The sequence below is a fragment of the Winogradskyella sp. HaHa_3_26 genome (assembly GCF_019278425.1).
GTDB classification, from domain to species: Bacteria; Bacteroidota; Bacteroidia; order Flavobacteriales; family Flavobacteriaceae; genus Winogradskyella; species Winogradskyella undariae.
Window position 1 is genome coordinate 2,194,537 of record NZ_CP058981.1, and the last position, 12,783, is coordinate 2,207,319.

11 protein-coding genes are annotated in these 12,783 nt (G+C 32.9%); 5 read left to right on the plus strand and 6 right to left on the minus strand.

The features are described 5' to 3' along the window. Positions 1-148 precede the first annotated feature (148 nt). The 4 genes from H0I32_RS09500 to H0I32_RS09515 all read left to right on the plus strand — a co-directional run bounded on the left by H0I32_RS09500 (position 149) and on the right by H0I32_RS09515 (position 3,330). Positions 149-1,285: an Mrp/NBP35 family ATP-binding protein gene (locus H0I32_RS09500; RefSeq protein ID WP_173586259.1), complete on the plus strand. Its 1,137-nt coding sequence runs from the start codon at positions 149-151 to the stop codon at positions 1,283-1,285. A 55-nt stretch (positions 1,286-1,340) separates the two neighbouring features. Continuing rightward, complete coding sequence (locus tag H0I32_RS09505; RefSeq protein ID WP_179313535.1) at positions 1,341-1,583, plus strand: NifU family protein; 243 nt, start codon at positions 1,341-1,343, stop codon at positions 1,581-1,583. A gap of 154 nt (positions 1,584-1,737) precedes the next feature. Continuing rightward, entirely contained in the window at positions 1,738-2,793 is a 1,056-nt protein-coding gene (locus H0I32_RS09510; RefSeq protein WP_179313534.1) for an NAD(P)/FAD-dependent oxidoreductase, read from the plus strand. Positions 2,794-2,997: 204 nt separating this feature from the next. After that, a complete protein-coding gene (locus H0I32_RS09515) occupies positions 2,998-3,330 on the plus strand; it encodes a 2Fe-2S iron-sulfur cluster-binding protein (RefSeq protein WP_179313533.1) in 333 nt (110 codons plus the stop codon). A 98-nt stretch (positions 3,331-3,428) separates the two neighbouring features. Here the strand turns inward: H0I32_RS09515 and H0I32_RS09520 are convergent, their stop codons facing one another. The 6 genes from H0I32_RS09520 to H0I32_RS09545 all read right to left on the minus strand — a co-directional run bounded on the left by H0I32_RS09520 (position 3,429) and on the right by H0I32_RS09545 (position 11,211). Continuing rightward, positions 3,429-4,325 (minus strand): metallophosphoesterase family protein, encoded by an 897-nt coding sequence (locus H0I32_RS09520; protein WP_179313532.1) that lies wholly within the window; start codon positions 4,323-4,325, stop codon positions 3,429-3,431. 74 nt (positions 4,326-4,399) lie between these two features. Continuing rightward, positions 4,400-7,846 (minus strand): hypothetical protein, encoded by a 3,447-nt coding sequence (locus H0I32_RS09525; protein WP_179313531.1) that lies wholly within the window; start codon positions 7,844-7,846, stop codon positions 4,400-4,402. Positions 7,847-7,989: 143 nt separating this feature from the next. Further along, a complete protein-coding gene (locus H0I32_RS09530; protein ID WP_173586265.1) occupies positions 7,990-9,168 on the minus strand; it encodes an acyl-CoA dehydrogenase family protein in 1,179 nt (392 codons plus the stop codon). Between the two features lie 118 nt (positions 9,169-9,286). Continuing rightward, entirely contained in the window at positions 9,287-9,946 is a 660-nt protein-coding gene (locus tag H0I32_RS09535) for a tRNA1(Val) (adenine(37)-N6)-methyltransferase (RefSeq protein WP_246293598.1), read from the minus strand. 56 nt (positions 9,947-10,002) lie between these two features. Beyond that, positions 10,003-10,533, minus strand: coding sequence for a ribosome maturation factor RimM (gene rimM / locus H0I32_RS09540; protein WP_173586267.1), 531 nt, complete (start codon positions 10,531-10,533; stop codon positions 10,003-10,005). Between the two features lie 177 nt (positions 10,534-10,710). Continuing rightward, positions 10,711-11,211 carry a 30S ribosomal protein S16 gene (locus H0I32_RS09545; RefSeq protein WP_173586268.1) on the minus strand — a complete coding sequence of 167 codons (501 nt, stop codon included), beginning with the start codon at positions 11,209-11,211 and terminating at the stop codon, positions 10,711-10,713. A 197-nt stretch (positions 11,212-11,408) separates the two neighbouring features. On the opposite strand from H0I32_RS09545, the gene H0I32_RS09550 reads away from it, so the two are divergent. Further along, positions 11,409-12,644: a DUF6252 family protein gene (locus tag H0I32_RS09550; protein ID WP_218747067.1), complete on the plus strand. Its 1,236-nt coding sequence runs from the start codon at positions 11,409-11,411 to the stop codon at positions 12,642-12,644. Positions 12,645-12,783 lie beyond the last annotated feature (139 nt).

Genomic DNA, 12,783 nt, shown 5'->3' on the forward strand with positions numbered 1-12,783 from the left:
TGTTAAACCCAATCTTACAATTGTACAATTCAATTTATGTAGTTTACATTCTAACATTTTCTGAGTATCTTTGCTTTTAGAATTAATCTTAATAAGGAAAGAATCGGGCGTCAATTTGTTGCTCTATCTTATTCAATTTTAACATTGTATGAAACTAGTTAAACAAGATATATTAAATGCACTAAAAACCATTACAGCACCTGGTGAAGGTGAAAATATGGTAGATAGTGGAGCCGTTACTAATGTTGTAACTTTTGCAGACGAAGTTATTGTAGATATTACTATAAAAAATCCAAGTCTTCAGGCTCGTAAAAAGACCGAAGTTGAAATTTTGCAAACCATACATAAAGAAGTGTATGAAAAAGCAAAAATAAAGGTGAATATAAAAGTTGAAGCACCTGCGGCAGAATCTAAAAATGAAATTAAAGGAAAAGCGATTCCTGGTATTCAAAATATAATAGCTGTAGCATCAGGTAAAGGTGGTGTTGGTAAATCTACTGTAACTGCAAATTTAGCAGTAACATTATCTAAGATGGGTTTTAAAGTTGGTGTTTTAGATGCTGATATTTACGGACCTTCTATTCCAATTATGTTCGATGTTGCTAACGAACGTCCACTATCAGTAAATGTTGATGGTAAATCTAAGATGAAACCTGTAGAGAATTACGGCGTTAAAATATTATCTATTGGCTTTTTTACAAAACCAGATCAAGCTGTAATTTGGAGAGGACCAATGGCAGCTAAAGCATTAAATCAAATGATTTTTGATGCCGCTTGGGGAGAATTAGATTTCTTATTACTCGATCTACCTCCAGGAACAGGTGATATTCATTTAAGTATTATGCAAGCACTCCCAATTACAGGAGCCGTTGTGGTAAGCACACCACAAAATGTAGCTTTAGCAGATGCTAAAAAAGGGGTTGCAATGTTTCAGCAAGATAGTATTAACGTACCTGTTTTGGGTATTATAGAAAACATGGCTTACTTTACTCCAGCAGAACTTCCTGATAATAAATATTATATTTTTGGTCAAGAAGGTGCAAAAAACTTAGCTGAAGATTTAAAAGTTCCATTTTTAGGTGAAATTCCTATCGTACAAAGTATTAGAGAAGCCGGAGATATCGGTAGACCAGCAGCATTACAAACAGCTACACCAACTGAAGCAGCTTTTGAAGCTATAACCAGAGATGTTGTGCAGCAAGTTGTAGATAGAAATGATGCTTTGCCAGCGACTGAAGCAATTAAAATTACAACAATGGCAGGTTGTTCTGCAGTTAAAAAATAATAGTCCATCAATTTTATTAATGTTTTTTTAAGATTGGATAAAGAAAAATAAGCAAATGAACTCAGAAGAACTTAGAGTAAATGTTGAAAAAGCATTAGAAGAAATTCGTCCGTTTTTACAAAATGATGGCGGAGATATTAATTTATTATCTATTGATGAAGGTAAATTTGTGAAAGTACAACTTGTTGGGGCTTGTACTTCTTGTAGTGTTAATCAGATGACATTAAAGTCTGGTGTAGAAATGACGATTAAAAAGTATGCTCCACAAATTGATAAAGTTATTAATGTAGAAAAATAATGTGATATTTATCACATTCTGATTAAAATGACATTAGTAATTTTGTTCTCTAATTAGAAATATAATAACCTGCGAGGTTTTAAAACCTTGTAGGTTTTTTAACCCAAAAAAATAAGGTAGCAATCTATGTTATTACTGCCTTAGCAGGAATTAAATGATTACAACAGACATACTTATTATCGGTGCTGGCCCAACAGGGCTTTTTGCAGTTTTTGAAGCAGGACTTCTAAAATTAAATTGCCATTTAATAGATGCATTACCACAACAAGGTGGGCAATGTTCTGAGCTTTACCCTAAAAAACCAATTTATGATATTCCTGCTTATCCAGAGATTTTAGCAGGTGATTTAACGCATAAATTAATGGAACAATGTAAACAGTTTGAACCTGGTTTTACATTAGGTGAAAGAGCTGAAACTATTGAAAAACAAGAAGACGGAAGTTTTATTGTAACTACAAACAAAGGAACAAAACACCAAGCGCCTGTCATTGCTATAGCTGGTGGTTTAGGAAGTTTTGAGCCAAGAAAACCTCAGTTAGATAATATTACAGATTTTGAAGATTGTGGAGTAGAATACATGATTAAAGAGCCAGAACTTTATCGCGATAAAAAAGTTGTGATAGCTGGTGGTGGTGATTCGGCATTAGATTGGAGTATCTTTTTAAGTGATATTGCTTCTAGTGTTACATTAATTCACCGAAGAAATGAATTTAGAGGGCATTTAGATTCTGTTGAAAAAGTACAGGAATTAAAGAATCAAGGAAAAATTAACCTTATTACTCTTGCTGAAATTACAGGGATCAACGGAAATGGTAAAGTTGAAAATGTTGAAGTCACTAAAAAGGGTGAAGAGCCAATTTTATTAGAAACTGATCATTTTATACCGCTTTTTGGTTTGTCGCCAAAACTAGGTCCCATTGCAAATTGGGGGTTAGAAATAGAAAAGAATGCTATTAAAGTTAATAATGCATTAGATTATCAGACAAATATTCCTGGGATCTATGCTATTGGAGATGTTAATATTTATCCAGGGAAGTTAAAATTAATTCTTTGTGGTTTTCATGAAGCGACTTTAATGTGTCAATCAGCATATAAAATTATTAATCCAGGTAAACGTTACGTTTTAAAATATACTACAGTTGCTGGTGTTGATGGTTTTGATGGTACGCGTAAAGAAGCTCCTAAAGCAGTTGTAAAAGCAATTGATTAACAGGCTTAATATTTTTGAACTATAAATAATCAAAAGTATATTTTTTTATGCTTACAAATATTTTATAGCTTTTTATATAAATTAGCATATCATTAGACCTCATAGGTTTCTGAAACTTATGAGGTCTTTTTATAGAAATAAATAATCTCACTCTGAGAGATTCAGAGTAACAAATACAAAATCCTGGTTTCACAGGAAATACTAATGGAACAAGATATTAATATTACAATTATCGATAGAGAAGGCGTTAAGCATCAAATAGAAGCTCCAACAGATATGGCAATGAATTTAATGGAAGTAGTTCGTTCATACGAGTTAGCTCCAGAAGGAACCATTGGAATTTGTGGTGGTATGGCAATGTGTGCATCTTGTCAATGCTATGTTTTAAGTGATACAGAATTGCCCGAAATGCAAGACGATGAAGAAGCAATGCTTTCTGAGGCATTTAATGTTAAAGATAACTCGCGTTTAGGTTGTCAAATACAAATGACACAAGAAATGGAAGGTTTAGAGATTGAATTAGCTCCGGAATCTTAATAAATTCCTGCAATAATAGCAGGGATATTTTTTACAATAAAGAACAATTTAAGCCTCGTAGACTTTTTAAATCTTCGAGGTTTTTATTGTATAATAGTTTATTCTGTTCTATAATCAGCAAGCTTTGTTGGTCCTTCCAATAAAAAACGGTCAATTTTTAAGTTACCATCTTCAGAGGTTATCACCTGCCATTTAATTAATGAAATCATTCCATTTTCAATTTCTAAACCGGTAATACTTCTTGGGTGAACGCAACTACCATCGTTGAAATAAGCAATATCTCCTGGTTCAGGAAAACGTGGTCTGTGTGTGTGGCCAACAATAGTGATTAAGTTATTGTTATCTGTGATCCATTGTTTGGTGCGTTTTTCTATTTTTATAAGCTCTGTATAGTTTTTTGCAGGCGTTGTTGGGTCGGCAATACCCATAACATTTAGAGGTTTCCAAAGGACACGAACTAAAAAACGACTCCATTTCCAAAAAGTATAATTCCACCAATCGGCTTGGTGTCCGTGCGTAAGAAATAATTCTTGATTGGTTTCAGAATGTTCTAAAACGATACCTTCATGATATTTAATATCACAAAATAAATCTTCGTCTTTTCCTGTTTTTGGATCAAAAAATGAATACAAATATTTTTCTACATATTTCGGATCACGATAAACCATATCATGATTTCCCCATATCATATGTAGTCGGTTTTGATCATGAAATTGTTTCATAAGCATGTATACATTCTTATGAGCATTAAATATAGACTCGAACGATATATTTTCCCAAAGTTCATCGCCATCTCCTATTTCACAGTAGCTAAATCCTTCAAGATAATAATGCCTCAACGCATGAAAATAGATGTTTCTATTGTTAGCAAAATCATCAGCAAAACTGTTGTCGCCGCGATGACAATCACTAAATAATATAAGTTTAGAAGCGTCGTTAAACTTTAACCGTTTGGCATTTTTATAAGCGCGATCTAATCTTGTTTTTGATGACATGCTGTAAATTTAAATAAAAAATGCCTCTCGGTTAGGAGAAGCATTTCATAATTATAATATTTAAGTCTTTTAATCTATTTTTTATATAACGGATCTGTACCAATTGTGCCATAAAGACTTTCTAAATAAGCATCGGAATTCACTTTTTCAGAATTCACTTTCACATTTTTTAAACGTTCATTTAAATTCATTTCTAAAACAATATTACTGTTGTTAGGGTTAGAAATAAATGTTTCTAAATAAGTGATTTGTGACTCATAGAAACGAATATCTTTTTGTTGTTTTAAAATCAATCGTTCTTTGTACCAATCACTATTTATAACGTAATCTCTAGTGAAGTATTTACGTAATTCTGGATCGCTAATGTCTTTACCTTCATAAGTTCCATAGGCCATGATGTGTAACAATATCTTTAAAGGTGGTATGGTTGCGTTGATGCTTCCATCTTCAAAATAACGTAAAGCTACTTTTTGTTGTGCTTCTACAATATTTTTTATTCCATCTACATAATCATCTAAACCTTGTAATTCTGGTTTTAACATACGTTCATTAAAGACCGCTGTTGGTTCATCAAATAAACGATTTAAACATCTTAAAGAGAATATGTTAGTAATTCTGTAACCTAAACGACTAGCGAGAATTTTTTCACCTTGAAATTCAAAATCTTCAATTTTCTCTAAAGAACCATTCTCTATTAAATGTTTTGGATCTCTATATTTTGGTTCTAAACGTGCCCATATTTCAGGAATTAATAAACTAACATCGTGGTCTATTTTATTTTCTGCACCGATATAACCCGCAGCTGTACTAAAGCCATTAGATTCTGTTAGAATATGAGATAATAAAGCATTGTTTAAATCTGTTGTCGGCGTTAGCATATTAAATGGTGCTTTTGTTAATGCACCTTCAGATCCTGCACCTGTTGTTGATGGAGATTTACCTGTTAAACTACAGATGAAATCCATAAATAATTCTGGAGCTTCTTGGTAGTGAATAGGATTATAAACGGCTAACGGGCGTATCCCTGCAGCTTTATCTACCGGATTATTTCTTCGTCCTGGTAAAACGGCATTTACAACGTTAATTACAGGCGATTCAGATTTTATTCGTCTTATTAAACGTACACCAACTTCTGCAAGATAACTAGCTTCTGTTTCTGTAACATTTTTGTAAGGCTCTAAATAACGTGGGTTTTTTGTAGGCTCTCCATTTACAATTCTGGTGTGAGATGGTAATACAAAAAACTCTTCTTCTTTATCACTATTTACAATGCTTTTAATAAAATCTTTAACGGGTTGTGTATATTTGTCAAAGTTAATAGTGTCTTCGTAAATGGCAATTGCATCTGCCTTTTTTAATAACTCATAATTGGTTAAGAAACGTCCGTTAGTAACAATATCTAATTCGGCATTTTTATCGTAACCTCTTACAATAGCTTCGTCTGGTCTTTGAAATAAATGAGCCTCACAATTGGCTGTGATTTTTAAACTTTTATTGTCAAATTCAGGATTTAAGTCATTAAGCTGATTTCTAGATAAAGTAATTGATGCCGTAATATCATCTTCCATTTGTATTTTTTCACAAGCAGAAAAGTCCGAACGCAATTTATTGAGCATCCAATTTCCTTTTTGATTAAAACCAATACGAACATAACTACCTACAACAGGGGTGTTATTATACAATAAACTTGTTCCGTTTTCACCATTAATAATTTCTACAGACATGGTGTCTTTCCAGTTAATATCTCCATGTGCCTGTCTGTATAAACGTTTTACAAAGAGTACAAGAGAACGGATATGAACAGGGATGTTTGCTAAAAACTCATTAAATTCATTAGAATTGTGAGATGAAGGTGTTAATAGTTTTACAGCAGAACTTAAGGTTCGTTTATCACTTAAAAAATGTCTAGACTTTGGACGATTTGGATCCTTTACTTTCCAACGTGTAGAATAATTAAATTCAATGATTTCGTCTGCTTTTTTGAAGTCTTCATCAATATCATGAATGTTAAATGCACTATAAGTAATTGCATTTTGCATTGATTTAGAGATTTCAGATTTACCACCTCCAGATACCGTACAGGGTTTATGACAGTAAACGCCTTCTGCAAAAGTATCTATGATTCGCCATAAATCAATAGCGTTATGCTTTTCTAAATTAAACTTACTTCCTGTCGGGTGTATGTAAGTTTTATATGGTGATAAGATAAGTTTTTGTGTTTGGTTATTATATTCCCAAGTTATGCTATTTGTATTTGTGTCTATGTAAGCAAACTCCGGAATGTAAATAAGGTTAGGGTATTTTTTGTCGATGGCATAATTTTCTGGCTGAACCTCAATTCTGTCTCCTAATAGTTCTTTTACTAGCTCAAAACTGTGCTTATTACCTTGAAATTCAGTATAATCTTTGCCATTTAGAGAATTTCCCATAACTCTTCTGGCAAAAGCAATTGCACCGCCAGAATGTTCTTCTTCAGCTAAGCCTAGTAGATTTGCAGAGTAACTAATCTGTGTTTTAATTTCTTTTTTAGAATAGCCAAAATAATTATCAGCGATAAGAGTAATTACAACACCTTTGTCGTCTCTACATGTAATTTTAAATGGACTTCCTTCGTTGTATAATTCGTTTTCGTCTTTCCAACACATCTCATCATTTTTTTGACGCTCAGTAGCTTCATCAAAATGTGGTAGACCTAAATCCTTTTTCTTTAATGACTTTAATTGCGGAGCAAGAACGACACAGCCTGTGTGACCTGTCCAATGTTGCGTGTCTAATGCAGCATCATTGTGTGCTAAATTTGGATCTCCTGCATTGCCGAAGATAGACTCAACAAAATCTAAATTACTCACTAAATTACCAGGTGCGAAAAAGCGAACATCTAATGATTTTTCGGTAATAACACCTTTTACTTCTGGAGAAACTATAGGTCTTAAAAGCATTGAAACCATAGTTTTTGCTTTGTTCTTTTGAGTTGATGTAAATGGTAAAATATTTAAATCATCTGATGGGTTAAAAGCTGCATTTAAGAAATGCGCAAAAACAATTTTTGGAACTTCTTTTTTGTCTAATGGAACCGGTAATGGGCCTTCTACAATATGAAAAGTTCCTTTTGTGGTTCGTTTATCATTTAAAGGATTGTTTAAAATCCCTTGTTTTATTCTGTTTGTAGTGATTAAATCGCTCTTAAATTCATTTCCGTCAGGTGGTAAACTAGCTTCTCTTGCTTGGCCTTTTTTTGATAGAATTAATGTGTTGTTTGGAATTACGCAAGCTTTATCGATGTTTACGTCTTTTAAATAATCATCAATAAAATTTTGAATTCTAGAATCAGCAGGACTATGGTGGCTACCGAGAAGTCTTGATTTTTCTTGAATACTTGTTATTAATCCTTTGGTTAGTGCTTCAAATTTAGGATCACAAAACTTCTCTTTACTGTTTTCATTATCTCTAAAAACAGGTTGCCCTATAGAAGCTAATTGTAAATTAATAAATTGAATTAGTTCATTTCTTACCTCATCCATAATCGTTTAATCTATTGATTTAGTGTTTGTAATGCGTTTTAGTCTAAAAACAAATTTAGCTTTCATAAGAAGTTTAAAATATGTCAAATGTCAGTTATTATATAAATAATAAGGCCTATGGTAAATGAAAACTTAATATATGATTATTTAAAAGCGTTTAATCCTGTAATATCTAGACCCGTAATTAGTAAGTGAATATCGTGTGTGCCTTCATAAGTTATAACACTTTCTAAGTTCATCATATGTCTCATTATGCTGTATTCGCCACTAATTCCCATGCCTCCTAACATTTGCCTAGCATCTCTAGCTATAGTTAATGCCATGTCTACATTATTACGCTTTGCCATTGATATTTGTGCTGAAGTTGCTGTACCATTTTCTCGCATTACACCAAGTCTCCAAGCTAATAATTGTGCTTTGGTAATTTCGGTAATCATTTCTGCGAGTTTCTTTTGTTGCAGTTGAAATTGTCCGATTGGTTTATCAAATTGCATACGTTGTTTACTATAGCGTAAAGCAGTGTCGTAACAATCCATTGCAGCTCCAATTGCACCCCAAGCAATACCAAACCTTGCCGAATCTAAGCAGCCTAATGGTGCTCCTAATCCAGATTTGTTTGGTAGTAAATTTTCTTTAGGCACTTTTACGTTATCAAAAATAAGCTCACCTGTAGCAGATGCTCTAAGTGACCATTTGTTATGTGTTTCTGGTGTAGAAAAACCTTCCATGCCACGCTCTACGATTAAACCGTGAATACGTCCGCTTTCATCTTTTGCCCAAACGACAGCGATGTTACAAAAAGGCGAATTACTAATCCACATTTTTGCACCATTTAAAAGATAATGATCGCCCATATCTTTAAAGTTGGTAACCATACCACCTGGGTTAGAGCCATGATCTGGTTCGGTTAATCCAAAAGAGCCAATCCATTCTCCAGAAGCTAATTTAGGTAAGTATTTATTGCGTTGTTCTTCGTTACCGTATTTCCATATCGGATACATTACTAAAGAGGATTGTACCGAAGCTGTACTGCGTACGCCAGAATCTCCACGTTCAATTTCTTGCATTATTAAACCATAAGAGATTTGGTCTAATCCTGCTCCACCATATTCTTCGGGGATGTAAGGTCCAAAAGCGCCAATTTCAGCAAGGCCTTTAACAATCTGTGTTGGGAATTCTGCTTTTTGAGCATATTCTTCTATAATAGGAGAGACATCACGTTTTACCCATTCTCTTGCGGCATCACGTATTAATTTGTGCTCTTCTGTAAGTAACTCATCAAGGTTATAATAATCTGGTGCTTCGAATAAATCTGGTTTCATCTGAGAATTCTGTTTGTTATAAACTTGTTAAATACTGTCGCTATTGCTCAAGTTTTATAGTTGTTTATTTAGTTCCAAACAAAAGTAACGAATTCGTTTTCAGCTTACAAAGGCAATGTTACATTTTCAAATAAAAATCTTTGGTAAGATTTATGTAGTCTTTAGTGTATTGATGGCGAGCAGTTTCTATGATTAATTCTGTTGTTTCTGTCTTTTCTTCTTTAAAACGAAACTCTATGAGACTTCGTTTAATATCCGAATCAGGGTTCCCTTTTACATGAAGAATTTTATGAGGAAATAGGCCTGCATTATGAGCTAAACCCACAAAGTTTGATTCTTCTTTATGTGGAATTACAACTGAAAAAATACCATTTTCTGAAAGTAAATTTACCACGGCATAAATAAGGTGCTCAAAAGGCATGGCATCGTTAAATCGTGCTAAATCTCTTGATTTGTCTGTGGTTTTATAATCTTCAGAGTAAAATGGAGGATTACATATAATAAGGTCAAATTTATCTTCTACTTCTTCAACAAATTCTAATAATGAAGCATGATAGCAAAATAAGCGATCAGCCCAAGGTGAGCTCTCAAAATTCTCAGAACATTGTTCGTATGCATTATCATCGATTTCTACAGCTTCTATATTTTCTGCAAAACTACGTTGTGCTATCATTAAAGAAAGTACTCCGGTACCAGATCCAATATCTAAAACAGAAAATGGATTGTTGTCAACAGAGGCCCAAGCGCCAAGTAATACGCCATCTGTGCCTATTTTCATTGCACATTTATCTTGTGCAACTGTAAATTGTTTAAATTTAAAAGGAAGTGAGCTCATTATTCTTCAAGATATAAATCAATCAGCCCTTCTGGAGTGTTAACCTCTATCGTCTTGTTTTTTCTATCAACCTTAACAATAAATTCATCATTCATTGGAATTAAAATTTCAATTCCGTCTTTATCTATTTCAAATAAAGCTTGAGCTGTAGAATCATTAATACCTTTTAAAATTCCTACATCACCATAATTTGAATCTATAATAGCGAAACCAATGACTTCATGAAAATAAAATTTATTACCCTCTAGTTTTGGAAGTAAGTCCATGGGTAAGTATAAATCTGTTTTAATTAAAGCATCAGCATCTTCTTCAGTATCTACATCTTCAAACTTTATACGTAATAAATTAGATTTATGTAATTGAGAAGATTCAGCAAAGAAAGGAACTAAATTCCCTCTCAGATCTATAAAAATAGCATCAAGGTTATCGTATAAATCAGGTTCGTCAGTATCTAATTTTATTAAAAGTTCTCCTTTAAAACTGTATTTGGATACAATTTTACCTAAATAAAAACAGTCTTCTTTTTTCAAAATAAATCTCGTATTTATGGTTTCCGTTAAAACGGAAATCTTATTAATGCTAATTTTAAATGTTTAATAGATTCTCATCTTAATGAGAATCATTTTGTAAAACTATTCTGTGGTTATATAAAATGAAAAACCCAGACCATAAAATAGTCTGGGTTCAAAAGTATAAAAAATAATTTTTTATTCTTCTTCGCTAGAAGCTTCTGTTTCTTCAGTCGCTACTTCTTCAACAACTGGTGTTGCTGCTGCGATACGTGCTTCATTTACCGCTTTTTCTGCTGCATGTGCTTTAGCCTTAGCTTCTGCATCTGCTTGAGATAAACCGTCAGATTTAGCTTGTACTTTAATTGCTTTTTCTTCTACCCAAGCATTGAATTTTTCTTCAGCTTGCTCTTCAGTTAAAGCTCCTTTTCTTACACCACCAGCTAAATGATTTTTTAGCATAGCACCTTTATAAGATAAAATTGCTTTTGCAGTGTCAGTTGGTTGTGCTCCGTTTTGTAACCATTGTACAGCTCCGTCAACATTTAATTCAATAGTTGCAGGATTTGTGTTTGGATTGTAAGCACCTAATTTTTCTAGGTATTTACCATCTCTTTTAGAGCGAGAATCCGCTGCTACGATCCAGTAATAAGGTTTTCCTTTTTTACCGTGTCTTTGTAATCTAATTTTTACAGGCATAATAATTAATTAATGAGGTTCTCGACCTCTGTTATTAATGAGGCGACAAATATAATATAATTTTTTAATTTTCAATTAGATAATACATTTTTGCTAAAAGAAAATGTCGAGTTTGCTACTTTCTGAAAAATTATTATACTTTTGGGACTCTTGTTTCATTATATTTGAAGCAAAGGTTAACTATTCTTTATTAAATGATGAAAAAACTAATCCTCCTATCTCTTGTTTTTTTTACCGCATTCAGCTGTGGTGATGAAGTAAAGTTTAATACTCCCGCTTTTCAAGGAGATCGTGAAAATGCACTTTGGAGAGCTAAAGCATTTTCTGCAAGTGTTGAAGCAAATGGGTATTTAACCATTACCGGAACAAGCAATTATGAAACGGTTGAACTTATAGTGCCTTCTGTAATTGAATCTGAATTTAATGTTGGTGAAATTGATGTTGTAGAAGCTAAATATACTGATGGTTTCGGAACTGAATTTTCGACAACGAATACTCCTGATGAAAGTGTTTCAGTTTATCCTGAGCTAGGGAAAATTATTATTGAAGAAATAGATGTCGTTAATAAAACCTTTACAGGAACTTATAGGTTTTTAGCTTTTGATGCTTCAGGAATGAATTCGGTTGGATTTACAAATGGTATTTTTTATAAAGTTCCATTGATTTCTGGGACATTACCAACAGATCCTATAACATGTACTGATGTAGAGATGTCAGTGCAAACTGCATTTTTAGCTTATGAAGCTGCATCTGTAGAAGATGATTTAGGTTTTATAAATAGTGATGTTTTTGCTGCTGCTTGTAATGCGTATTCAGAAGCTTTGACACTGCAATTTGCAATTTGTGGAGATCCAGATGGGACTTTACAAGAATTAATTGAATCTCTTGAATTCATTGAATCTTTTGGAGATTGTGAGATTTCTTGTGAAATGGCCATGGAAAATGTAGTTGAAGCAGAATTGCAATATAGCACTGCAACTATTGGTAATTATATTGAAAAATGTACACAGTATGCATTTTATTTACAACAGCAAATTGATATTTGTGGTGATAACGATGGAAGTCTTCAACTGCTAATAGATGGTTTAGATTGTAGTGATAATGATGTTGATGGCGTTCCTAATGTTTTTGAGAATTTTAATGGAGATACCGATGGTAATTTAGATGATGATGATACGGACGGAGATGGTATTCCTAATTATTTAGACGATGATGATGATGGAGATGGTGTTTTAACCATTTTTGAAGCAAAAGATGCAGATGGAAACCCTATAGATACTGATGGCGATGGTGATTTTGATTATTTAGATGCAGATGATGATGGAGATTTAATTTTAACGATAAACGAAAGTTCGGATCCAAATGGAGATGGTAATCCTGATGATGCAGTAGATACCGATAACGATGGTATTCCAGATTATTTACAAGCATAACATAAAAATATTTTATATTAAAAGCGTCATTCCTTTAGGATTGACGCTTTTTTTATGTGTTAAAAACTCTTTAGGTTTTCTTTTCAAATGAATTCAAATTCTATGTAATTTTATACGCTAATTATTTTGGTGATTTTGA

Bases quoted from the DNA above. Each gene is read 5' to 3' on its own strand.
- H0I32_RS09500 (WP_173586259.1), top strand. From the start codon at position 149: ATGAAACTAGTTAAACAAGATATATTAAATGCACTAAAAACCATTACA.
- H0I32_RS09505 (WP_179313535.1), top strand. From the start codon at position 1,341: ATGAACTCAGAAGAACTTAGAGTAAATGTTGAAAAAGCATTAGAAGAA.
- H0I32_RS09510 (WP_179313534.1), top strand. From the start codon at position 1,738: ATGATTACAACAGACATACTTATTATCGGTGCTGGCCCAACAGGGCTT.
- H0I32_RS09515 (WP_179313533.1), top strand. From the start codon at position 2,998: ATGGAACAAGATATTAATATTACAATTATCGATAGAGAAGGCGTTAAG.
- H0I32_RS09520 (WP_179313532.1), bottom strand. From the start codon at position 4,325: ATGTCATCAAAAACAAGATTAGATCGCGCTTATAAAAATGCCAAACGG.
- H0I32_RS09525 (WP_179313531.1), bottom strand. From the start codon at position 7,846: ATGGATGAGGTAAGAAATGAACTAATTCAATTTATTAATTTACAATTA.
- H0I32_RS09530 (WP_173586265.1), bottom strand. From the start codon at position 9,168: ATGAAACCAGATTTATTCGAAGCACCAGATTATTATAACCTTGATGAG.
- H0I32_RS09535 (WP_246293598.1), bottom strand. From the start codon at position 9,946: ATGAAAATAGGCACAGATGGCGTATTACTTGGCGCTTGGGCCTCTGTT.
- H0I32_RS09545 (WP_173586268.1), bottom strand. From the start codon at position 11,211: ATGCCTGTAAAAATTAGATTACAAAGACACGGTAAAAAAGGAAAACCT.
- H0I32_RS09550 (WP_218747067.1), top strand. From the start codon at position 11,409: ATGAAAAAACTAATCCTCCTATCTCTTGTTTTTTTTACCGCATTCAGC.